The organism is Lacrimispora xylanisolvens, assembly GCF_002934545.1.
GTDB lineage: Bacteria > Bacillota > Clostridia > Lachnospirales > Lachnospiraceae > Lacrimispora > Lacrimispora xylanisolvens.
Window position 1 is genome coordinate 1 of the sequence record NZ_PTJA01000022.1, and the last position, 23178, is coordinate 23178.

General features: G+C 43.9%; 19 protein-coding genes and 1 pseudogene. 4 read left to right on the top strand and 16 right to left on the bottom strand.

All coding sequences use genetic code 11. The features are described 5' to 3' along the window. Together BXY41_RS25965 and larC are read right to left on the bottom strand one after the other, a co-directional pair. Positions 1-248 (bottom strand): annotated as a pseudogene (locus BXY41_RS25965) (sulfite exporter TauE/SafE family protein); the annotation flags it as partial. Between the two features lie 71 nt (positions 249-319). Continuing rightward, the gene (gene larC, locus BXY41_RS25970) at positions 320-1126 is read right to left on the bottom strand and encodes a nickel pincer cofactor biosynthesis protein LarC (protein ID WP_104439782.1); all 807 of its coding nucleotides are present in this window, start codon (positions 1124-1126) and stop codon (positions 320-322) included. 142 nt (positions 1127-1268) lie between these two features. On the opposite strand from larC, the gene BXY41_RS25975 reads away from it, so the two are divergent. Next, positions 1269-2321, top strand: a complete 1053-nt coding sequence (locus BXY41_RS25975; RefSeq protein WP_104439783.1) for a LacI family DNA-binding transcriptional regulator — start codon at positions 1269-1271, stop codon at positions 2319-2321. A gap of 32 nt (positions 2322-2353) precedes the next feature. On the opposite strand, the gene BXY41_RS25980 is transcribed toward BXY41_RS25975, so the two are convergent. From BXY41_RS25980 to BXY41_RS26005, 6 genes are all read right to left on the bottom strand, one after another. Next, on the bottom strand, positions 2354-3472 hold the full coding sequence (locus BXY41_RS25980) for a carbohydrate kinase family protein (RefSeq protein WP_104439784.1): 1119 nt from the start codon (positions 3470-3472) through the stop codon (positions 2354-2356). A 34-nt stretch (positions 3473-3506) separates the two neighbouring features. Beyond that, the gene (locus BXY41_RS25985; RefSeq protein WP_104439785.1) at positions 3507-4979 is read right to left on the bottom strand and encodes a lactate racemase domain-containing protein; all 1473 of its coding nucleotides are present in this window, start codon (positions 4977-4979) and stop codon (positions 3507-3509) included. 19 nt (positions 4980-4998) lie between these two features. Beyond that, on the bottom strand, positions 4999-5832 hold the full coding sequence (locus BXY41_RS25990; RefSeq protein WP_104439786.1) for a triose-phosphate isomerase family protein: 834 nt from the start codon (positions 5830-5832) through the stop codon (positions 4999-5001). Positions 5833-5847: 15 nt separating this feature from the next. Beyond that, positions 5848-6996, bottom strand: a complete 1149-nt coding sequence (locus tag BXY41_RS25995; RefSeq protein ID WP_104439787.1) for a class II fructose-bisphosphate aldolase — start codon at positions 6994-6996, stop codon at positions 5848-5850. 124 nt (positions 6997-7120) lie between these two features. Further along, positions 7121-7357 carry a polya polymerase gene (locus BXY41_RS26000; RefSeq protein WP_104439788.1) on the bottom strand — a complete coding sequence of 79 codons (237 nt, stop codon included), beginning with the start codon at positions 7355-7357 and terminating at the stop codon, positions 7121-7123. A gap of 27 nt (positions 7358-7384) precedes the next feature. Then, entirely contained in the window at positions 7385-8872 is a 1488-nt protein-coding gene (locus tag BXY41_RS26005) for a sulfatase-like hydrolase/transferase (RefSeq protein WP_104439789.1), read from the bottom strand. A gap of 177 nt (positions 8873-9049) precedes the next feature. On the opposite strand from BXY41_RS26005, the gene BXY41_RS26010 reads away from it, so the two are divergent. Together BXY41_RS26010 and BXY41_RS26015 are read left to right on the top strand one after the other, a co-directional pair. After that, positions 9050-9898, top strand: coding sequence for a creatininase family protein (locus BXY41_RS26010; RefSeq protein WP_104439790.1), 849 nt, complete (start codon positions 9050-9052; stop codon positions 9896-9898). 41 nt (positions 9899-9939) lie between these two features. Continuing rightward, the gene (locus BXY41_RS26015) at positions 9940-11169 is read left to right on the top strand and encodes an ROK family transcriptional regulator (RefSeq protein ID WP_104439791.1); all 1230 of its coding nucleotides are present in this window, start codon (positions 9940-9942) and stop codon (positions 11167-11169) included. Positions 11170-11231: 62 nt separating this feature from the next. On the opposite strand, the gene BXY41_RS26020 is transcribed toward BXY41_RS26015, so the two are convergent. Next, on the bottom strand, positions 11232-12845 hold the full coding sequence (locus BXY41_RS26020; RefSeq protein ID WP_104439792.1) for a sulfatase family protein: 1614 nt from the start codon (positions 12843-12845) through the stop codon (positions 11232-11234). Positions 12846-12864: 19 nt separating this feature from the next. After that, a complete protein-coding gene (locus tag BXY41_RS26025; protein WP_170072603.1) occupies positions 12865-15300 on the bottom strand; it encodes a glycoside hydrolase family 3 N-terminal domain-containing protein in 2436 nt (811 codons plus the stop codon). A gap of 120 nt (positions 15301-15420) precedes the next feature. Here BXY41_RS26025 and BXY41_RS26030 point away from each other — a divergent pair, with 120 nt between their 5' ends. Further along, entirely contained in the window at positions 15421-15909 is a 489-nt protein-coding gene (locus tag BXY41_RS26030; protein WP_104439794.1) for a hypothetical protein, read from the top strand. A gap of 60 nt (positions 15910-15969) precedes the next feature. On the opposite strand, the gene BXY41_RS26035 is transcribed toward BXY41_RS26030, so the two are convergent. The 6 genes from BXY41_RS26035 to BXY41_RS26060 form a co-directional block, all read right to left on the bottom strand. Beyond that, complete coding sequence (locus BXY41_RS26035; RefSeq protein WP_104439795.1) at positions 15970-16932, bottom strand: ABC transporter ATP-binding protein; 963 nt, start codon at positions 16930-16932, stop codon at positions 15970-15972. Further along, positions 16933-17940 carry an ABC transporter ATP-binding protein gene (locus BXY41_RS26040; RefSeq protein ID WP_490393072.1) on the bottom strand — a complete coding sequence of 336 codons (1008 nt, stop codon included), beginning with the start codon at positions 17938-17940 and terminating at the stop codon, positions 16933-16935. Between the two features lie 16 nt (positions 17941-17956). Then, the gene (locus BXY41_RS26045) at positions 17957-18826 is read right to left on the bottom strand and encodes an ABC transporter permease (RefSeq protein ID WP_185140401.1); all 870 of its coding nucleotides are present in this window, start codon (positions 18824-18826) and stop codon (positions 17957-17959) included. Next, the gene (locus BXY41_RS26050) at positions 18819-19796 is read right to left on the bottom strand and encodes an ABC transporter permease (protein ID WP_104439796.1); all 978 of its coding nucleotides are present in this window, start codon (positions 19794-19796) and stop codon (positions 18819-18821) included. The genes BXY41_RS26045 and BXY41_RS26050 overlap by 8 nt, the downstream gene beginning before the upstream one ends. A gap of 100 nt (positions 19797-19896) precedes the next feature. Beyond that, the gene (locus BXY41_RS26055; RefSeq protein WP_104439797.1) at positions 19897-21540 is read right to left on the bottom strand and encodes an ABC transporter substrate-binding protein; all 1644 of its coding nucleotides are present in this window, start codon (positions 21538-21540) and stop codon (positions 19897-19899) included. A gap of 58 nt (positions 21541-21598) precedes the next feature. Next, complete coding sequence (locus tag BXY41_RS26060) at positions 21599-22933, bottom strand: phosphoglucose isomerase-related protein (RefSeq protein ID WP_104439798.1); 1335 nt, start codon at positions 22931-22933, stop codon at positions 21599-21601. Positions 22934-23178 lie beyond the last annotated feature (245 nt).

Consider the following 23178-nt stretch of genomic DNA (forward strand, 5'->3'; position numbering starts at 1 on the left):
ATTGCCAGAGGTGTGCCAGTTGTTCTGTCAACAGAAGAATCTCCGCCTGAAATTGATTTTAACACAGAAAAACATGCCATGGCAAGCACTGTGCAACCGGATAGAAAACTTATGGCTTCCACGCTTAGCAAACCAAACGCATCTAAAAGAGGCTTTATGATCACCCCGCCTCCAATACCGCAAACCGCCCCTGCCGTGGAAGCACTTAAACCAATCAGTCCAAACAATATATATTCATGCAGCTTCATAATTTTTCACCGACTCCACTCTTATTTTATGATGAATTTTTTCTAAACCAGGTAACCTGCCAGGACCGCTGTTAATCTTCCTTTATCAGAACCGCTCTTAAAATACCTGGACATTTGTAAGCTCTCTTTCCAGCACCCAAACCGGTTCTGCACGTGGTAAAATGACCGGGAAGCTGCTCATCCGTACGGATCGCTGCGGCAATTGCGGCTCCTGTAGGAGTAACCAATTCCCCTTCCACTTCAGTCATGTGAAGGTTCAGCTTGTGTGCCAGGTCAATATTTTTCACTGCAGGCACTGGAACAGACAGCAGGCCGTGGCGGCAGCGAATGGTTCCAGTTCCATCGCAAATCTTGGGAATAATGGTTCTGCTGATCCCCAGATTGTCAAAGCAGACTGCCGCTGCAACGATGTCTGCAATGGAATCTACCGCTCCCACTTCATGAAAGTGGACTTTTTCTACCGGAACCTCATGGGCTTTCGCTTCTGCATGTGCAAGAATTGTAAATATCTTTACTGCCAGCGTTCTTGCACCCTGGGTCATATCTGCCTTTTGGATAATTTCCTTTATTTCTTCAATTCCTCTGCACTCATGGTCTTGATGATGGGCTTCGTTATGAGAATTCTCCTTTGCTGAACCGTGAAGATACTCCATATCATGATCGTGGTTTTCATGTTTTTCATCTAAAATTACATTAAAATCACAAGCATTGTGTCCGGACTTTTCCACTCTGCTTATTGTCACTTCAAATCCGTGAACCAGAAGACTTTCCAATGCTTTTAACATAACAGCCCTGTCAGCTCCCAGATCCAGCATGGAAGCCACAAACATATCTCCGCTGATCCCATAACTGCAATCCAAATATAATGTATTGTCCATATCTTCTGCCTCCTGTTGTTTGTGAGATTCATTCTAACATTTTTACACAAATATATGTAACAATTTTACTCAAACGTTTGCATAGACAGTAATCGAAATGTTATACTAAATCCTGTATAATTGCATTACAGGAGGAATTTCCATGACATTGAAAGAAATAGCAAATTTAGCGGGTGTGTCGGTCTCCACTGTTTCCCGTGTAATAAATAATAACAATTCCAAAGCCGCCAGCAAAGAAGTACAGGATACCATATGGCGCATTGTCCGGGAAACCAATTACACTCCCAATACGGCAGCAAGAAGTTTAAAGCTGAACAGAGATCCCGATGGCCTTTCGGCCCCTGTGAAAACAATCGGCTGTATCTTTGCACGATCCAACAGCACCACTGATGATCCCTTCTTTTCAAAGATAGCAAGATCCATTGAACAGGAAGTTTACAGACAGGGGTATATTATGAAATATTCCTTCTCCGCTTATGATATAAACGATGCCGCCACTTATCAGGTCATAACAAACAACCGGGTAAACGGCATAGCAGTTCTGGGCCGGTTCGATAAGGGTTTGCTGGAATTTATCAAAAAGCAGTACAAACACGTTGTTTATGTAGGACTAAATAAAATCGATACAGAGTTTGATCAGATCGTAAGCGACGGATACCAGGCATCTATGGCTGCAATTCAATACCTTCATAAGCTGGGTCACAGTTCCATTGCTTATGTGGGAGAAAAGCAGAAAGAATTAAGATACCAGGGGTATCTGGATGCTATGAAAGACTTAAAGCTGCCTGTTTTACGGGAACATATCATAGCAGCCCCCATGTCCCCGGAGGGGGGATATAACGGTGTAAAAGCATTTCTCCAGAAACAAGAGGAAAAAACTGTCACCGCGTTGTTTTGCGCCAATGATTCCACTGCAATCGGTGCCATGAAAGCCATCAAAGACTGCGGCTTTTCCGTACCCCAGGATTTCTCAATTATCAGCATTGATGATATTGATACTGCCCAGTACATGTCTCCCATGCTGACCACTATCCGTATTCCAATGGAGGAATTGGGAAAGATGGCTGCAAAGATCCTGATTGACCGGATTGAGAATGGAAAAGGAATTCATGCAACCGTAGAACTCCCGTTTCAGATTATCACAAGAGAAAGCTGCTGCAAATTAAGCAGGATCAGAAGAGGAATCGGAACGTAATTGCATTCCGATTCCTTTTTTTATTTCAGGCTTCAGCTTAAAACGTTTTTAATCCGCTTTATCTCTGAGATCAGTTCCTGCCTGTCGGGTGTATGGCTGTTGCTGATATAAAACCTGGTTGCTGCATTGGCAATGGCAAGACGTTCCACTGCCTTTAAATCACCAAGACAGGCAGCGATGTAACCGCCGTTAAACGTATCTCCGGCTCCTGTGGTTATAACTGGCGCATCGCAGTAATCCTGTTCCAGTAATTCCACTCCCTCTGATTCGGATGACATCACTGCATATTGAGGGGTATGTACAATCAGCTCATCAAGCCCAATTATATTCCTGATGAACTGGGTATCCCTGGCAACCTCTTCACTGCTCTCAGAGAATTTCCGGTCATAATAGGAAAATAATATAACAGCTTCGTGCTCATTTAAACTGAGACTCACCGGAATTTTATGGTTAATTCTCTCTAAGACCTGGAAGGTTCCATGAATCGCCTCTTTACTCCGCTTCTTGATATTTGCAAAATCAAAGAACAATCTTCTGGGCTGGTTTGTATGAAAATAGTTCTCAGTAAGTTCCATCATAAACGTATCAAAATCAGGCATGTTGGACCAGTAACCCAGGGATACAATATCCGCATTTAATAATATCTTTTGTAATTGCTCATGCCCAATTATGCTTAAGAAGTCCTTCCATGTAAAGTTTAACAGCTCATCTAAATTAGGCATCATTATTTTTCCGTCGGTAAATTCAAGAATCGTACTGACGACCGGATCCCCAACGGAGATTAGCTTGCATTTTTCCTGAAGATCATGAAAGATCCTATCAATTTCTTCTTTTCCATACATTCCAATCAGGGTTGTGGGCAGATTCATATTTCCAAGAGCTTTTCCGGTATTGGCAGTAAATCCGCCATAGCTTCTTCTCTTTTTAATCAGCTCATTTGCCATGCCGCCTTCCCTGCGGTTTACAATGAGATTTCCAAACTCCTGCATCTTATCAATGAGAATGTAGTTGTTATCCTGAGTTCTTGTCTCAACAACCTGCCATACCTGATCAATAAAACCATCAATTCCAAGTACAATTTCCCCGCTTAGATTCCTTATATACGCTTCTAAAATTCCTTCTTCCATCGTAACCCATTTACTATGCTGCATTAATCCACCAGTCCTTATTCCATGTTTTAAACTATTAATGATGATGATACATGTTGTCTCCGCTGTATACCTCGTCCTTCATCATAAGATGAACAGCTGCTGTTTTAAAAGCCTTTGGAAGTGCCAGGATATTCGGATTTGATCCCACATATTTGAGTTTTGCATCAGCCAGTGCTTCTTCAATGGTTGCTCTTGTTTTTAATCCCATTCCTCTTGCATAACCTGGCTGTTCTGCTCCTACAATGTAAATGGCGGAAGTGTTTTTCTCGGCCAGATGTCCGCAGGAAATCATGGAAAAGCCGTGGAACGGGTGAAATGCATTGGTATAACGGTATTTTCTGATATATTCTTCGTTTGTGGCGAAATACTCTCCAAGGCGGTTCATATCAGGAAGTGTATTCATGTGATCCGTCTGGAACATCTCATACATCTGTCTGGTATATGGCCATAACTCGTCATGGAAATAGCCGTTGCAGGTAGACGCACAGATAATCACACAGTTGTCGCTCATCACTCTCTTATGACGGATGACCTGCGCGGAAAGAGCCTGCATCAGCATAATCGGATTGGTTCCCATGCCGTCCCCGTAATGGAAGAATTGAGGCATGCCGAATATCATAACGTCATATTTCTTCTCAGCAAATGGCACGTAGGTTCTCTTATCTGCTGTTTTCCAGGAAACAGGCTGCATTTCTTTTGCGTAACCACTGTTAATTTCAATCTGCCTGGAATTGGTATCAAGCACGGCATCACAACAGAAAAACTTCTTGCCCATGCGGGTTTCCATATACTCGCCGATTTCATCAAACTTTGATCTCATTAATGATTTACCGCTGACCGGAACAAAATCAGCCCGGTGCATAACTTCAGGAACATGATGAGAACCAATGGACTTCCAGTGGGTAATTCCGGTAGAACAATGCTTATAGCCGCCGGAATAGCCGCCGTAGGGGTTGCCCTGTGTATGTCCGATCAGGATGGCCACATCGCTGTCATATACATATTTATTCATGATAACCGGATCGCCCCGGTCTGTGACTCCTAAATCAACCAGGTGATCGTAATCTTCACTGTCGTGATTAATAATCTGATGGGTGAACCAGAATTCATGGAATAAATCCTTACCAAGGATATTAAAAATCTCCTCCTTGGTGTTCTTCCTGTGAAGACCATTGGAACAGATTAAAAGAATGTCTTTCTTTTCCACTCCTGCACTGTATAATTCCTGAAGAATTAATTTTATGGAAATCTTACGATGAGCCGTTTCCTGTTCCCCGCCCTTTACCCTGTCAGGGAAAATTATGGTTACTTTTGATCCCTTTTTCGCAAGTCTGGTTAATGGTTCCATTCCGATTGGATTACGAATGGATTCAAGGGTTTTAGCTTCCAGCTGGTCCTCCGGTATATAAGGCGGATCCGCTATAGTTTCTCCAGGTATAAATACATCGGTGTCATCCGGCAGTTCCGCATTGACAAAACCATGTCCATATTCAAACTGTAATTTCATTTCAGGTACCCCTCTTTCTCTATCCTAAATATGTACGTATAATTTCCAGATACTCCTCCGGGTAAAAACCAATGTCTCCCGAAAATCTCGTAAGTGCGATGAGTCCGCCGTCGATTTCAGGTATGGAGGCGAGCATGCCGGCGTTATCCGTTTTAAGTCCCCCGCCATAGGTTACTGCAATCCCGCTTTTTACTTCTTTGATAAAACAGGCTATTTTTCTGATGTATTCTCTGTCAGGCGGTGTTTTTCCAGGTCCGATTGCCCATACTGGCTCATAAGCCACTGCCACTTTACTGATATCCACCCCATCTAACCCGATGGTCAGCTGACTTTCTAAAACTTCCTTCCAGTTCTCCTGCTGGTCAGCCGTTTCACCGATGCAGTAAAGCACGTCAAGTCCTGCCTCAATCGCCGCCTTAATCTCTTTGTTTAAAATCCGGTTAACGGCATCAAGGTCAGTCACACCGGCTTCGGATAAAATACCAGCCTTGTCCTTTCTTTCCTCAAAATGACCGATGATTGTGCTGTCACAGCCAATTGCTTTCATGGAATTGCCGGTTCTCTGGGAGGTAAAGGCACCAAAGTTTGCTCCTTTCGCGGTATCCTCACGAAATACACTCTGACAGCCGATCTTAAGGTTAGAATCTTCCTTCCGTTCCTGAACTGCATTGATAATATGCGCTTCCGGCATATACATTACAAACTCCACGTCATCGGCGTTATACTCTTTCAGTTCTTCCTGGACTTTACCAACAATATATGCGCCCCATTCCTGCGGGCTGGCGATGCTGTTTACTCCGCTGTATTCCCTTGGAATATCAAATCGTTTTAAATTTAAAAATATGTGCTTCATGGCATTCCTTTCCGGTTACTTTCTATATTTGCGGATCATATCATCGGTGGTAAGCTGCTCCACCAAAGACGCTTTGCCTACAGAGCCGAATTCAACAATTAAGGTTCCCACAACTTCCTTTACGCCCTGTTCAATACACTCTCCCAGTGTTCTGATGTCATCATCCGTCTCAATCCCCTTCATCACCGTATCCATAACAGGGGTCAGGAAAACCCTGGGGTCAAATGCAGATTTCTTTTCTTCCAGCAGTTCATATATCTTCCCAACGGAAGGGCTGTTTTTCTTATCCGGGTGCTGATAGAAATATTCCCGTAAATTCCTTGTTACTGCCAGACGCAAATCAGTATCCACATTAATTTTTCCTATTCCGCATGCAATTGCCTGTTTGATTTCGTTTACTGATATCCCATCTGCATTGGTAATCTCACCGCCAAGAGCATTGATCCCGTCAACAATATATTTGGGCACAGTTGAGGAGCCGTGGGATACTAATACTCCAAATATTTTCTCATGTCTTAAACATTCTTTGATTGCAATAACGATTTCTTTGCGAAGCTTTACGTTCTTGCCTTTTACCGCTCCATGCATGGTTCCGTAGGAAATTGCAAGACAGTCAACCTCTGTTTTTTTGAAAAACTCAATTGCTTTCATGGGATTGGTGTAGGTGGAAGCATCAGAAAATACATGATCTTCCACTCCGGCCAGAACTCCCAGTTCCCCCTCTACCGATACGCCCCGCTCATGTGCGTATTTTACAACCTCACGGGTCAGTTCCACGTTCTCATCAAAAGGAAGAGAAGAACCATCAATCATTACCGAAGTATAGCCGCCGTCAATGGCTGCTTTTACCGAATCAAAGTCTTTCCCATGGTCTAAATGAAGGACAATGGGAACGGGAGAATAGGCGCCGTATTTATGGACAGCAGCTCCGATGTTCTTTGCTCCAATGCGCTTGTCCTCAATGGTTGAGTTTAAAAAATCTGTTCTTCCGCCCATGAAACCGTTGGCCAAATCTGCTCCCTGTAATATGACCGGACTTCTTAACATTTCATGAACCTCAATTGCTGCTTTAATCTGGGATACTGCATTTACATTGAAGGCGCCTTGTGCAAACTGATATTTGTCGGTTGCCTCCAAGAGAGGTCTTAATGGTATAATTGGCATAGTTTTTTCCCCTTTCGACTGTACACTCTGATCTTTATCAAATTATAGTTGAATAAAAACTTCATTTCTACAACTCATTAGTCAAACGTTTTCGTAAACCTTTTCCGAAGCTGTAATGATTGATCTATTCTGCTGGAACCAGATATTCTTTAATCTTCTGATAATCTTCTCCGTTATAGCAGACGATCTCATAGGATTCTATTTCAGGATTGCTGAATACTCTGGTAAGACCAATAAACTGGGTCAGCTTTGATGCCAGGTTCAGTACATCCTTATCATCTGTAATCAGTTCCACTCTTCCCTGGCAGGTTGCCAGCGCCTTAAAAAAAGCATCGATATCTTTAATCTGTTTTACTCTCATTGTTATTTCCTCCCTGTATCTTGTTATTTATCGTTCATTCAGCCGTTTTCTCATCAGTGCTGCCCATGGTGTAGGCTGAAATGGTTTTTTGCTTTTAACCGGATTATCAAGTTCTTTAAGGCCAGAAGGAATCCATCTTTCATCGGGATTATCATAATCACATTTCATCAGGATGCGAAGCTGCTTCATCACCCAGTTTTCGTGTTCCATTACCTGATCATAACTTTTATAGGAATCAGCCTTTTGCCTTAGTTTTTCTGCAATCTCAGGAAAACGGGCGATTACATTATGCTCTTCGTTTAAGTCCTGTTCTAAATCATAGAGCACGTCATCCTCTGGAAATCCCGAATAAGTAATATACTTCCACTGCTGATAACGAACCAGCCTTCCAAGTGATGTCTCTCCATTGCTTAAATATGTATACAGTTCACTGACTACCATTCGGTCTTCATCCTGGCTGCTCTCCATGATCTGGGCAGAAATATCCTTCCCATCCCCTTCTAATATCTCCGCTCCGGTCAATCCGCAGATGGTAGGACCCATATCTAAAAGGCTGGTGGGACTGTCAATCCTTCGTCCGGCTGGAATGTTATTTCCCTGAATTAAGAATGGAATATGGGATGACGGTTCATAAAACACCTGCTTACCGTAATAACCATGTGTGCCATTCATATCACCATGATCGGAAACATAAATAAATATCCCCTCATGACCAGTCCGTTTTAAGTATTTCTGAAATGCATCATACACGGTTCCGATATGCCGGTCCTGCTGCTCAACCAGACCGTAATAAGCCGCACGCGCTGCTCTCGCCACTTCCGGATCTCCCTCTGTAAACTTACCATCAAGAGCGGGATGTCCCTGATAGTTCTCTGAAACATCCTCCAGGCTGACTTTATCATAATAATACTCATAAAGTTCCTCCGGAGCCACATACGGGAAATGGGGTCCATAGGTTCCTACTGTAATAAACTGCGGTCTTTCATGTTCCTTGCTTAAATAATCCAGTGCTTCACCTACAACATACCGGTCATATGCAAGAACTGGAGAATCCCCACCGCCTATATAGTAGAGTGAACTGTTCTCATCAAAACCCATCACTTTTGATTTGTTTTCCATCTCCTCTTTTGTTTTTGGAGCATTGTTGTGATACACAGGAGTCCGCTCCTTTGCAATGCGCTTTGCATAACCATGACGCTGATCCGGTCCGACAAAATGCATACGTCCGCAAAGTACCGTTTCATAACCGGATACAGTCAGGCTGTGAAGAAAGGTAGCGCTGTCAGAATGAATGGAATTAAAATTAAACAAAACACCGTTATTACTGGGAAGCTGTCCTGAAATCATGGATGCCCGGGCTGGAACACACAGCGGACATGCCGTATATGCACTGGTAAGTGCTGTCCCTTCCCTGGCGATACGATCCAGGTTGGGAGTTCTTACTATATTATTTCCGGCATACCCCTGCAAGTTGTAGGAATGCTGATCTGACATGTAGAGTAAAACGTCCATCATCACGTTATTTTTCCTTCCCCTCTATTTTTTAATTAATTTAATTTATTATATCATTACAACGAAATAATTTCAATATCTACTGTCAACAAATATTTTCTAAAACTTGTATTTTCTTAATTATTCTGCTATTATGAATATTAAATCATTTAATTATTGCAAACCAGCCCGGGAGGAAATATGAAAACACATATTTTAAATAAAATGAGAAATGTTGAAGTTGAGGAGTATTTAGACCGTGGCAGAGATGTTATTTTTATCCCTGTGGGAACTGTGGAGCTTCATGGTGATTTACCACTTGATTGTGAGACCATCTATGTGGAAGCGATTGCGGAAAAGATGGCCGAAGCAACCGACAGCCTGTCATTAACCGGTCTTCCCTTCTTTTATCCCGGTGCGACACGGACTGGACGGGGTACGGTATACTTAAGCATTGCAGAAGGTGCTTCCTATCTGAGGCAGCTGTCTGACAGCCTGTTAAAGCAGGGCTTTCGTAAGCAGATATTCGTCTCCGGTCATGGTCCTGCCTATTTAACAATCAACAGTTTTATTATGGATGCATTTCATGACAAAAAAGTCCCGTTCGTTCATATCAGCCTGCTTCAGGCGATACAAATTGCAAAAGATAACGGCTGGCAGGTTAAAGGCATGCCATTTAAAGAGCTTATGTACGGCGCTTATAAACAAATGAACCAGCTGGATTACCTTTTCGTTGATCCAGATGCAGTTCAGAAGGAAGAACCGGTTCATGCCGCTTCCCAAAATCCCCTGAAATCAGCGGTTCAAAGACTGAATGCCGTTGCTACCTCACCTGGTAATGTGGGGTTTTTCTATGAAGAATTTTCAGACCATGGCGGAGGGGAAGGCTGCCGCTCCGTTGCGGAACGTGATGAACTTGCTCTTAAGGGGACCAAAATGATTGATGACTTTGTACGCTTCTTCAATCCCCAGCAGGTAATCGACGACTTAAATCAGATTGACCTTGCAACACAGGAGCACATCATTCCCCGTTATCCTCATTTAAAATAAAAAATAATATTTGATACATATACAGAAAGGATCCAAATAACATGCAGATTGCCAATGGAAATAATTTATCAAGAGTTAAGGTCACGAATCAGTCCGCGATTCGCCAGATGATTTATCACGATGGCCCCATTTCCAGAATTGAAATATCAGAAAAGCTGTCACTTACCCTTCCCACAATCACCACCACTGTGAATTTTCTACTTTCCAAAGGGCTTATTAAAGAGGTGGAAAACACAAAAGCTTCCGGAAAAACCCTTGGGCGGAAGGCATCTCTTATTGATATTTCAGACGACGGCGGATATTTTATTGGAATTGAAACACGGGGTACTATGCGCCGTGCCTGCATCACCGATTACCGTGGCAAACTGATAAAGGCAATTGCAGATGATACGGCCTACAGTGATTATGAGGAAATCATGGCAGAAACTTCAGAACTGGTTAAGAAGCTGCTTCGGACCAGTAAAATACCAAAGGCAAAAATCGCTGGTATTGGTCTTTGCATACCGGGTCTTGTGGACCGCAACAAGGGAAAACTCATTGTTCTTCCAGGCTATGAATGGAAAAATAAAGATTTGAAAGGCGATTTATCCAGGCTGCTTAACTACGACGGACCTGTCTCAATCGAAAACAATGCCTGCGCAAGAGCCTATGGCTCCTATTTATTTGATCATGAACGAATGGACCAATATCACTCCTTTGCATACTTTATGGTTTCAACAGGGATTGCCTGTCCCTTGATGTATACTCATGATCGTTTTCGGGAATCCATTATCGGTCAGGGCGAGGTGGGACATATGGTGGTTGACTCCCACGGTCCTCTCTGCAGATGCGGGAACCACGGCTGCCTTGAGGCATTTTCAAGTGAACGGGCGATCATTTCCAATTGCATCAGCGAGCTCAACAACGGTAAGGCAGATATTCTTCGTGGTATATGTGCAAATGCTGAGTCTCCAACCATTTATGAAATAATAAAAGCCCAGTCTGAGGGAGATCAGAGTGTGAATGGGATCCTGGAAGATGCGGTCTATCATATGGGAATCGGAATTGCCAATATTGATAATTTCGTAAGACCTAAATGCATCCTCATTGACGGAAACATCTTCCAGAATCAGAAGAACAAAGATCAGCTCATGGATGTCATTCATCGGAATTTATATACAGCCACTGATATCGATACCAACTTTATGTTTGTTGAGACCGACACCTATAGCGGTGCTTTAGGCGCTGCTGCTGCTGCGGTACAAAATGATCTGAAAACCTTCATCGAATAGAACAGCAATGCGGTTTCAATTATCAGTCTGGACTGAAAGATAATTGAAACCGCATTGTTATTTTAATTCTCTGTCTGCATTGCTGCCAATTGGGCTTTGATGTAAGCCATACCCTTTCCATCCCTGATCATTTCCCATGCCTGTTCCTCCAGCTGGGGAGGACAGTCCTGTTTTAATTTGGACCACATCATTCGATCGCTCATACGTCTGTCACAATCCCTTGGAACAATATCACAGGTTTGTTGATACCAGTCCAGAAGGCGGAGCCTGAATTCCATTGTTTTGGTTTCATGTTCCGGATTCCCGTAAACATTATTTTCCTCAAGAGGATCAGACTGAAGGTCATAAAATTCATGGCGACCGTTTGACCGGTGAACATATTTGTAAAAATGATCCCGTATCATGGTTCCTTTACAATGGGCATCTGGGTCCAGCTGGGCTGTCTGCCTTGGCCAGTACATGCTGGTTTTTGGAATTACGCCGGAACTGCCGGCTGCCGGATGGTATTCATCCGCCTGTGTTTCCCATGGCATTCTGCCGCCCTCACAAAAAACGGTATCACGAAGCTGTACACTCCGGTCCAAGACAACAGGCTTAAGAGATTTTCCAAAGTGATCATGACTGGGGGCTGTATTGGTATAATCCATCACAGTTGCATAAAAATCCACCAGTTCTACCAGAGAATCAGAGATTCCAGCATCAACCCGCTCTCCCATAGGCGGTTTTATAAGCAGCGGAACCTTGGTGAGACAATCTTCAAACGTATTCTGGGATTTTTCCGGCAAATCAAAGTCACCGGCATAATCACCGTGATCGCTAAGGAAAAAGATGGCGCAGTCGTCGTAGATTCCAGCTTCCTTCAGTGCATCACATAAGCGCCGGAACTGTTCATCCACCTTCATGCACATCCCTAAGTAACAGGCTCGCAGCTCATCCCAGTCCTGCTCCGTATAGGAATTCATAGCCATGAGATTTTTCAGGGCTGTCTCCATCTCCGGCTTATCTCTTCCTGCTGCAGCACGTCCGGGCAGCAGGCTTCGGTCAATGGCTGAAAAATAGGGTTCTTCCACTGCATAGGGGGTATGGGGATACATTAAGCCAAGAAACATACACAGGGGCTGGTCATTGACACGGTGAAATATCCGGTCAATCGCCGCATCCACCACTCCGTCATCATCGGAATAGTGGATTCCGTTCTCATCGGTCAACAGCCGGCCTTCGTAATGAGAGTAATAGTTCTTATCTCCCATCTGCCCCCGAAAATCTTTCTTTTCCGGACCCGGCGGCTTGGGACATTCCTCCCCATAATAGATCTCAGTTGCATGCTCTTCCATAAGACCTGGTATCTGTCCTGCTATTAAATCATTCCGGGTGTTCATCCAGACATAATAACCTGCGTCCTTCAACTGGGAAAACAAGCTTGGTTCATGACTGCGCAGCAGATGCTGCATGGTACGATGCCCGCCCACATGAGGATAGAGACCGGTAAAAAAGCTGCACCGGCTGGGAACACATACCGTATTCTGGCAGAAGGCATTACGAAACGATACTGCTTCCGTCCTGGCGAATTCATCTAAGAACGGAGTCCTGGCTGCCTTATTCTGCCCCAGATGCGCAAGGCAGTCAGAACGCATTTCATCGGGATTGAAGATAATAATATGAGGTCTTTTCTCCATAAGTTTTGTTCCTTTTTAACTAATGAACTTCTGTATGGCACACATAAGAGCGTCTGCCCATCATATCTGCGGGTTTTCCAGTCAGCATCACTCGGCTGTTTAAGGTAAGATTTGCTGAACTTGTCCCCAGCATCAGGTGCATTGTTCCCGGCTCAACCACAAATTCCATATTTTCGTTGTAATATCCCAATTGTGCCATATCCAGATGGAATACAACCTGTTTTACCTCTCCTGGCTTCAGGGACACACGGAGGAATCCGGAAAGCTGCTTGCTTGGACGTGTTACATGAGCCTCAGTAAAACTGGTATAAAGCTGTACCACTTCATCGCCGGCAACATCACCGGTATTTTTTATATTACAGCTGATTTCCAGTTTTCCGTCTGTTGGAATTTCAGCTGCAGATAATTCCAGATCAGAAAGTTCAAACGTGGTATAGCTGAGACCATGACCAAAACAGTAAAGCGGATCGGCAGGACCATCCACATATCCCCCGGAAAAGATGGAAGAAGAGGTAATATCTCCTCCACTGTTATAACCGGATCCGATGCGGTGGTTATAATAGATGGGGATTTGTCCGGTTGATCTGGGCACAGTCATTGTCATCTTTCCTCCGGGATTTGTGGTTCCGTCTAACACATCGGTAATAACCTTACCTGCAAAGGGACCGGGCATAAATGCCTGCAGAATTGCCCCGCAATTTTCCTGTGCCCAGTTAACTGCAAATACACCTGGTCCATAAAGCACCAGAACTACTGGTTTGCCAGTTGCTGCAACTGCTTCCAGAAGCTTCTGCTGAACACCTGGCAGATCAAGGAACTGACGGTCTTTCCCCTCACCTCCGGTTACATTGACCCAGCCTGAGTTTCCGCCGCATGCCATTACAATTACATCTGACTCTCCGGCTGCGTCCACTGCTTCGGCAAAACCATCTGTCTCTTCGCCTGTAATGCTGCAGCCCTGCGCATAGGATACCGTGAAACGCTCTGTGAGAACTTCTTTTAAACTGCGTGTTCCCGTTCTTCTTAACGCCGACTCCATATCGTTCATGGCGTTCTGTTCTTCCTTTGAGAACATATTAAACATAACTGCAAATGGACCTTTGTATTTCTTTTCACTGCTTTGTGCTTTTTCCTGCTCATCAGCCAGACCATTAAAACCAGTTGACTGACCGCTGGCACCGGCCTTCAGCATTTCTACGTATGCCGGGTAGGTGTAACCGCTCACCGGATACCGCAGTGAATCTGCATGAGGGCCAATCAATGCCACCTTTGTTCCTTTTTTAAGAGGGAGTACGCCGTCATTTTTTAACAGAACCATTGATTTGGCTGCAATTTCTTCACTCAGTTCATTCTTTGAATCATTGCATAATGCTATTGTTACCTTGTCTTCTTCGCAATATGGATTCTCAAACAGACCGTGTTTGAATTTTACGGTAAGCACACGGCGGACAGAAGCATCGATGCATTCCTCACTGAGTTCACCAGAGCGTACATACCCTGGCAGCTGACGGAAAGCTGCTCCTACAGGTATCTCTGTGTCTGTGCCCGCTTTTTTCGCCAGATATCCTGCCTCTTCATAGGTTTTTGCAACCTTGAAGTACTGGTATGTTTTTAAAACGGCGGCACCGTCAGAGGTTAAAACTCCATCAAAGCCCATGGTCTTACGAAGCAGATTTTCAATAATATCCCTATTAACAATCACAGGAAGCCCATCTATCTCTCCATAATTCGCCATCATGGCATCCAGTCCTGCCAGCTTGTCCGCAGCCTCAAAAGGTGTTGCAAATATCTCATAAAGCTCCCGTTTTCCCATTCGGCACGCTGAAGTATTTAGGCCTCCCTGTGTTGAGGAATATCCCAGGAAATGCTTTGCGATACAGCTGACGCCCTGCTCCTGCATTCCTTTTACATAGTGAACGCCGAACTGACTGGTGAGATAAGGATCTTCTCCAAAGGTCTCATAAGTTCTTCCCCACCTGGGATCCTGAACGATATCGATTACCGGGCTCATGGCAGAGGTAATTCCCACACTGCGGCTCTCCTGTCCGATAATTTCACTCATTTTACTGGCAAGCTCTGGTTCCCAGGTACATCCCATATTGATCATTGCCGGGAAAAGGGTGCCCCCTGCTGCAGGATAACCGCAAAGATTCTCTGCCTGTAACGCAACCGGTATTCCAAGTCTGGTCTCTTCCACAAAATAATGCTGTATCTGGTTGCTGATTCTGGAAATCTGCTCCGGGCTTACCAGACCAACAATGGAATACTGCGTAAAACGTCCATGGCCGTCAGGGAATTTCTCTTTTAAAAGCTTTGTATTTACTTTTCCATCTTCTATAAATGAAGCCGGTAAATCACCGCATAATTGGGCAACCTTCTCTTCAAGAGTCATTCTGGAAAGAAGATCCTCCACTCTCGCTTCTATCGGTTGATGTGGGTCCTTGTACAATTCCATATCAAATACCTCCATTTATTTATATTTTTTATCTTTTTGCAATTTGACACAATACGGTTCATTGGTTATAATGGTATTAATTATTTAAATTGTTTAATTTAATGAGAGGACTATTACCACATGAAAAAAACACACCTTGTCGATACCTTTAAGGCTGCAGTTAGCATTGCCACCGTCCTGTTTTCTCTTATGATTGTTATCAGCCTGATCATCCTATCGCGTCTGGGGTCAGCAGCCGTATTTTTTCTGATCGGGCTTCTCTTTGTAAAGCCAATGCTCACCTACGCTGCTTCCGTTTGTGTGGACCAGACAGGCGTTCGCTGCTTTCTCCCCTGGAAAACGCTTCAATCCTACACCTGGGATGAAGTTGGGGAAGTGGGTGTGGCAGGAACCAGACTGTTCACCAGAAAAGATTCCAGGAACACCGGATCACTCTATATTTACATTTCAAAAACAGCTTTAACAGACGAAGACCGGTTTGACATGATGCTTCACTGGCCCCCAAAGGACCTGATTTATCTCACCTATTCCAAACAGCGCTTAGATGAAATACAGATGCGGTTCAGTAACAAGATCCAAACCTATAACGCAGGCGACCTTCATTTCTGATCCTGCCAGAAAGACTCCAAAAACACGGATTTTTCCTTAGCGTTTTTGGAGTCTTTTTCCTTAATTATACGAGGAACTTATTTCCTGCAGACGGCAACATGTCACGAAATGTCCAGGGGATACTTCTTCCTGCTTCTGCTGTTTTAAGCACTCCTCTTTCGCATAGGGACAGCGGGCCGCAAAACGGCAGCCTGGTTTTGGATTGACCGGCGATGTGATTTCACCGCGCAGAATCTCACGCTTATTTGGTTTATCAATATCTGTGGATGGGATTGCAGAAAGCAATGCTCTTGTATAAGGATGAAGCGGGTTTTGAAACAGTTCCTTTGAAGAGCATTTCTCAACAACCTGTCCTAAGTACATAACACAAATATCATCGGAAATATGGCGTACCACTGACATGTCATGAGTAACAAACATATAGGTCAGGCCCTTTTCCTTCTGAAGCTTTTTCAAAAGGTTCAGTACCTGTGCCTGGATTGATACATCAAGGGCGGATACCGGCTCATCACATACCACAAACTCAGGCTCTAATGCAAGCGCACGGGCAATTCCCACCCTCTGTCTGCGTCCGCCGTCAAGCTCATGGGGGTATGCTTTTCTCAACCGTTCATCTATACCAACCAGATCCATTAATTCCTGAGTTTTCTGATCAATCTGGCTTTTTGTAAAACGTCTTGATACAATCAGGGGTTCCCGGATCGTACTGTCTATGGTTTTACGCGGATCAAGAGAGGAGTATGGATCCTGGAAAATAATCTGCATCTTTTCACGGGCCTGCCGTAAATCCTTCCCCTTTAAGTTGGTGACATCTTTTCCGTTTAATAAAATCTGTCCTTCTGTACTTTCATGGAGATGGATAATGGTTCTTCCCAGGGTGGACTTTCCGCAGCCTGACTCTCCTACAACGCCCAGAGTTCGTCCTTTTTCAATGGTGAAGGTGACGTCATCAACAGCGTGAAGCATACCGCGGGGAGTTGTAAAATATTTTTTTAAATTCTTTACTTCAATAACCGGATTCATTTAATCCTCCCCCTTCATAACGGCTTCAATACGGCAGCAGCGGCAGTCGTGTCCATCCTGAGTCTTGTTCATGCTGATTGGTTCCTTCCGGCATGCATCTGTTGCAAATTTGCATCGAGGTGCAAAGGAGCAGCCCTGAGGCAGGTTGGTTGGATCCGGCGGCAGTCCGTCAATTGGGTGCAGCCATTCTTCATCCTCATTCATGTCGGGGATTGCGCCAAACAGACCGATGGTATAGGGATGGGAGGGATGTTTAAAAATCTGCTGCTTTGTTCCATACTCAATAATGCTGCCTGCATAGATGACTGCAACAGTATCGCATACCTGTGCAACAACCCCCATATCATGGGTAATTAACAGCATGGCTGTGTTGTATTTGTTTCTTAACTCTGCGATCAGATCAAGCACCTGAGCCTGTATGGTCACATCAAGAGCCGTCGTTGGTTCATCTGCCAGAAGAAGGTCGGGATTGCATGCCAATGCGATGGCAATGACTACTCTCTGCTTCATACCGCCGGAAAACTGGTGAGGGTATGAATAATAACGCTCTGCAGGAATCCCTACAATTTCAAGCATTTCCTTTGCCCGTTTTTCATGTTCTGCCCGATTGTTGCTGTCGCTGTGCAGACTCACCACCTCTGCGATCTGATCGCCGACACGAAGAACGGGGTTTAATGCTGTCATGGGATCCTGAAATATCATGGAAACCTTGTTTCCACGGATCTTTCTCATGTCAGTTTCTGATAATTTCAAGAGATTTTCCCCTTCCAGGTAAATCTCACCATTTGCTATATGACTGCCAACATCGGGTAAAATCCGCAGGATTGATTTTGCAATGGTAGTTTTTCCTGCACCGGTCTCACCAACCAGTCCCAGGGTTTTTCCCCTCTCAAGCTGAAGGCTTACGTCATTAACGGCATGGACAATCTGACCATCCGATTTGTATTCCACCTTTAAGTCCTTTATAGAAAGGAACGGCATATCTGTATTGATTTCTTTCTGATGCACAGCTGTTCCTCCTTCCTTAATTCTTCAATTTGGGATCGAGAGCATCTCTTAAGCCGTCTCCCAGTAAATTCAATGCAAGAACCGTCACTGCAATCGCAAGCCCTGGAAAATAAACCAGATGAGGAGCCTGACGAATAAACTGGCGGGCTGCTGATAACATGGCACCCCATTCAGGAATAGGAGGCTGAACACCAAGACCGATAAAGCTTAAACCAGCTGCCATCGTTATGGTCTGCGCCACTCCCATGGTGGCAGATACAATCATGGGTGAAATACAGTTGGGAAGCAGATGACTTGTAATAATCCGGAATTTGCTGCAGTTAATGGACTGGGCGGCTTCAATGTATTCATTTTCCCTCTCCTTGAGCATCTGGGCACGCAGCATTCTGGCCATACCGGAAATACTTCCTATGGATAATGCGACGATTGTATTAAAATAACCAGGTCCCAGTACGGCAGAAATAACGATCATTAAAAGCATTCCTGGAATTGCCTGAATAATATCCAAAAAACGCATGATGAGATTGTCCACCTGTCCGCCGAAATAACCGGCAATTGCACCAATGGTACAACCAATAACAGAGCCAATGGCAACCGCTATGATACCGATGGAAATGGAATACCTTGCGCCAAAGAGCACACGGCTGAATATATCTCTTCCCATATCATCGCATCCGAACGGATGGGAAAATGATGGTGTGGCAAACATATTTGCCATGTCCATAAAGGAATAATCATAAGGTATAATGTAAGGAGCCAGGATTGCCAGGATGATTTCAGTTGAAAGAATTAAAAGGCCAAGCATTGCCGCTTTATTCTTACTCATCTGTCTCATAACAGCTGTAAAACCACCCTGATTCTTGGCATGTCCGGTCGTCTTAGGCATTTGCTTTCACCTTCCTTTTCTTCCTGCCCGATGCATACTGCGCTTTGATTCGCGGATCTACCAGTGCATAAAGTAAATCTACAATAAGCATACAGAAGCTGAATGTGATTGCAAGGAAAATGGAGCCGCCCTGCACGATGGGATAATCACGGCTGTTTACAGCACCGATAATATAGGTGCCCATACCCGGAATAGCAAAGATTGTTTCAATGATCATCGCACCTCCAAGGAAATGGCCAAACATGGTTCCCATAACAGTTATAATAGGGATTAAACTGTTTTTTAAGGCGTGTTTCATGATTACATCCCGTTCCGGTACCCCTTTTGAACGGGCAGTTGTGATATAATCGGCACGAATGACATCTAACATGGCAGACCGGGTTTGCCTGGCGCAGCTTGCAAGACCTCCGGTGCTTCCGGAAATTGCAGGCAGAATGTAATATTTAATTCCGGCCAGCCCGGTTCCGATTCCCAACGCAGGGAGCCAGTTGAGTTTTACAGAAAACTGTAAAACCAGCAGCAACGCAAGCCAGAAATTGGGGATTGCCACACCAATCAGTGCAAGCACCATACACAGGGAATCCTGCCATTTATTCTGCTTGATTGCAGCTATCACACCCAATGGAATACCAATACCAACGGATATTAATAAGGTAGTAATAGTCAGCATCAATGTTCTTGGAAGACGTTCCTTAATAGAACTGGTAATATCCACATTGGTCAGCCAGGATTTTCCAAGGTCAAAATGGATAAAAACATCACTCATATACCGGCCGAGACGAAGCACAATCGGATCATCCAGTCCCAGTTCCAGACGTTTCGCAGCAAGTTCTGTTTCCGTCGCGGATGGACCAAGGATTATTTCCTCCGGCTTTCCCGGGCAGAAGGTCATCATAATAAAAACCAGAATTGCAACTCCCAGAACAATCGGTATCATCCAGATCAATCGTTTCAATACATATTTTAACATAGATTATTCTCCATTGAAGCTGACTGGTGCGCAGCCTTGTTATGCTTTTCTGCGCACCTCAGCTTAGAATTAGTATAAAACTGTTCTGCTTCTGATATTTTTAGTAATTGGTAAATGTACTGGATGCCGGAGCAATATAACCCTGGTACTCAAGTACTTCTTTTTCTAAACCTGCATCTTTTCTAATTACTATAATCGTCTGAGGATTAAACATTCCATAGGCAATTGCATTATCCTTGATATACTTATGAACTGCGTCAATGTTTTCCTCTGTATAGCCGCTTGGTGTCCAGGTCTTATATAAAAGTTCTGCCAGAGTATTGTCATGACGGCTTGTTGCGTCTCCGGTTTTATAAGCAGCAGGATCATACCGGATAGACCAGTGGTCACTTAAGAATGTTCCACCAATTGTATTAAGTACAATGTCATACTGAGTACCATCCAGACGGATAGAAGTAAATAACGCCATATCAACAATCTTTAACTCAACCTTGATGCCGATTGCCATTAAGTAGCTCTGAAGCATCTGCGCCATTCTCTGGGACAACGTATTACTGGTTGTAAGAATGCTGATTGATTCACCGTTATAGCCAGAATCTGCAAGCAGCTGTTTTGCCTTGTCAACATTGTAATTGTAATAATCTTCTTCCATCCACTTCTGGTTAAATCCGTTAAACATCGGCGGGCAGACATCATACATCGGTGTACCATAGCCCTGAAGAAGACCGGTAATCAGACCGTTCTCATCAATGCTGTAGCAGATTGCCTGACGCAGTTTCACATTATTAGCAACGACACTGCTGTCTGCGCCGGAGAAAAACATCTGATATCCCTGAGAACCATCTGCCAGTTCAACGGTGTAATCCTTGTTGTCAGCAAACTGTTTTACAGAAGAAGGATCAAGATTCATTACCATGTCTACAATACCGGTTTCCAGAGCAATTGCCATCTGGGAAGATTCTGTAATACAGTGGTAGCTGAGCTTCTTAACAGAAGGACGTACACATTTTGGCATATTTGCCTCATCCTGCCAGTAATCGCTTCTCTTTTCAAAAGACAGTTTGGAATTTGCTGTATATTCGGTGATCATGTAAGGTGATGTGGAAACCAGTGATGCACCAAATTCATCAGAGCTGGCTTCAAAAGCTTTTTTAGAGATTGCGTATGTATCTCTTAAAAGTGATTCAAATGTACCCACAATATTGGATTTCATCTTAACTGTCAATGTATAGTCGCCAGTCTGTTCCACACTTTCAACCTTTGCAAATACAGGCTTTAATGCCCGTTTCATGGACTCCTGCATAAACCAGACAATATCAGATGCATCGATTTTATTACCTGCGGAATCGCTTACTCTGTCCCAGATCTCAATATTATATGTAAATCCGTCATCATCTGTCTTCCATGATTTTGCAATCAGCGGCTCCATTTCCCGGATTTCATTTACAACTGCCAGAGATTCATACAGCTGGGTCATAAACGGAGCATTTCTTAAGGTATTACCCCTGAATGGTGTTAAGCTTTCCACCATCTGGTTATAACCGATATCCAATACACCATCGCCGCCTGTAGCTGCCGCCTGGGTATTTCCAGTGCCCGCTGTTGTACTTTCAGCTGCGGCGCTGCTGCCGCCTGCACTGCTTTCAGTCGTTTCTGACTTGGATCCGCCGCAGCCTGCCAGCGTAGAAGCTGTCATTACCACAGCCAGGGCAAGCGAACAAATTTTCTTAAAACCTTTTTTCATAAAAAATTCCTCCTTCTCTGATGCCTTATTATTTCAAGTGTTTTTCATGCACCTGATATTAAAAAGAGATACTACTGGCACTTCTGCCACCGACAGCTGCCCCATAACCGTTTGCCTGAATCTTGTTTTCATTTTTTCCCAGGGCCTGAAACATATACTGTTTATACGCTTCCACTCCTGGCTGGTCAAACGGGTTAACCCCAAGAATCTTTGCTGACAAATAACATACAAACTCGAAGAAATAAAACAGCTGGCCAAAGGTTTCCTCATCAACAGCAGGAACGCTTATTTTCACACACGGAAACTTTTTACTGTGTGCTGTAATTGTTGCCTCAAATGCTGCCCGGTTTATTTCATCAAAATCCTTACCGTCTAAATAATCAAACAGATCATCCACATTATCATTGTGCAGAACGTAAGAGGATCCTGTATCCTGAACCTCCAGGAACGTTTCAAAAATCACATTGGATCCATCCTGTAAAAACTGACCGATGGAATGCAAATCCTCAGAAAAGTTTCCAAACAGAGGATATAGGCCTTTGTTGTCTTTTCCTTCGCTTTCGCCAAATAACTGCATCCACCACTTTGCAAAGCGGAAATACCGCGGTTCGAAGTAAGAAAGCATCTCCATGCTAAACCCCTTTTGATAGAGCAGATTTCTTATAACCGCATATTCCAGAGCCATACTCTCTGAGGCGCTTTCCTTAAGAAGACGCTGGCGCATGAACTGTGCACCTTTGGCTATTGCACTAATATCGATTCCTGCCACAGCCATGGGGAACAGCCCTACCGGGGAAAGTGCCGTAAAGCGCCCTCCGATGTTAGCAGGAAACGGAAGGAAGTGAAATCCGTTCACCTTACAGAGCTTTTCTAAATGACTTCCCTCTGAGCCAGTACAGATCACCCGTTTTACATATTCTTCACCGTATTCTTTTTTCATGAAACTGCGCAGAGCACGAAATCCGATGCCAGGCTCCAGTGTTTCGAAATTTTTTGCAATTACGTTTATGTATACACTCTTTCCTTTTAATTCCTGCAACACACTTCGGATGCTGTCTGCGGAAATGCTGTTCCCTGCCCATACAATGGTTACCGGGCCTGTCTCTCCTATGGCATCCACCACTGCCCGCGCTGCCTGATTGGATCCGCCGATGCCAATAACTACGAATGCATCTGCATTCTTTCTGACATCTGCTGCTAATTCCTGGTAATACGTGATCCACTTTTCTCCAGCCCACTCCTCTACATCAAGCCAGCCAAGATTTTCTTCATACTGTTCTTCCCCGTACTTTACTTCTTCAAGGTAAGAGCCATATTCTTCCACACCACTGGCAATTTCCTCCGGCGACAGCCATGAGGAACCGTCTATTAACTCCATACTGATTTCTTTCATAATTCACCTCGAATAAATGCAAAAGCAATTAATTAATTAATTTAATTTATACTAATATTACTTTACATCCAGCCATTATTCAAGATGTGAATTTCCATAAATTTATACCATATTTTTTGTGCACTTTTTACAATGTTTTACTTTTTTCGACAATTCCATTAGATAACCATTCTATGAAAGGTTTTCGGCAAAATACTTTTTATGTTAACATTGATGGTCTGGTAATATATGGTATCAGTTTTCAT

Bases quoted from the DNA above. Each gene is read 5' to 3' on its own strand.
- BXY41_RS26005 (WP_104439789.1), bottom strand. From the start codon at position 8,872: ATGATGGACGTTTTACTCTACATGTCAGATCAGCATTCCTACAACTTG.
- BXY41_RS25980 (WP_104439784.1), bottom strand. From the start codon at position 3,472: ATGCAGCATAGTAAATGGGTTACGATGGAAGAAGGAATTTTAGAAGCG.
- BXY41_RS26015 (WP_104439791.1), top strand. From the start codon at position 9,940: ATGCAGATTGCCAATGGAAATAATTTATCAAGAGTTAAGGTCACGAAT.
- BXY41_RS25990 (WP_104439786.1), bottom strand. From the start codon at position 5,832: ATGAAGCACATATTTTTAAATTTAAAACGATTTGATATTCCAAGGGAA.
- BXY41_RS26010 (WP_104439790.1), top strand. From the start codon at position 9,050: ATGAAAACACATATTTTAAATAAAATGAGAAATGTTGAAGTTGAGGAG.
- BXY41_RS26020 (WP_104439792.1), bottom strand. From the start codon at position 12,845: ATGGAGAAAAGACCTCATATTATTATCTTCAATCCCGATGAAATGCGT.
- BXY41_RS26050 (WP_104439796.1), bottom strand. From the start codon at position 19,796: ATGTTAAAATATGTATTGAAACGATTGATCTGGATGATACCGATTGTT.
- BXY41_RS26030 (WP_104439794.1), top strand. From the start codon at position 15,421: ATGAAAAAAACACACCTTGTCGATACCTTTAAGGCTGCAGTTAGCATT.
- BXY41_RS26025 (WP_170072603.1), bottom strand. From the start codon at position 15,300: ATGGAATTGTACAAGGACCCACATCAACCGATAGAAGCGAGAGTGGAG.
- larC (WP_104439782.1), bottom strand. From the start codon at position 1,126: ATGGACAATACATTATATTTGGATTGCAGTTATGGGATCAGCGGAGAT.
- BXY41_RS26000 (WP_104439788.1), bottom strand. From the start codon at position 7,357: ATGAGAGTAAAACAGATTAAAGATATCGATGCTTTTTTTAAGGCGCTG.
- BXY41_RS26035 (WP_104439795.1), bottom strand. From the start codon at position 16,932: ATGAATCCGGTTATTGAAGTAAAGAATTTAAAAAAATATTTTACAACT.
- BXY41_RS25975 (WP_104439783.1), top strand. From the start codon at position 1,269: ATGACATTGAAAGAAATAGCAAATTTAGCGGGTGTGTCGGTCTCCACT.
- BXY41_RS26045 (WP_185140401.1), bottom strand. From the start codon at position 18,826: ATGCCTAAGACGACCGGACATGCCAAGAATCAGGGTGGTTTTACAGCT.
- BXY41_RS26060 (WP_104439798.1), bottom strand. From the start codon at position 22,933: ATGAAAGAAATCAGTATGGAGTTAATAGACGGTTCCTCATGGCTGTCG.
- BXY41_RS25995 (WP_104439787.1), bottom strand. From the start codon at position 6,996: ATGCCAATTATACCATTAAGACCTCTCTTGGAGGCAACCGACAAATAT.
- BXY41_RS25985 (WP_104439785.1), bottom strand. From the start codon at position 4,979: ATGAAATTACAGTTTGAATATGGACATGGTTTTGTCAATGCGGAACTG.
- BXY41_RS26055 (WP_104439797.1), bottom strand. From the start codon at position 21,540: ATGAAAAAAGGTTTTAAGAAAATTTGTTCGCTTGCCCTGGCTGTGGTA.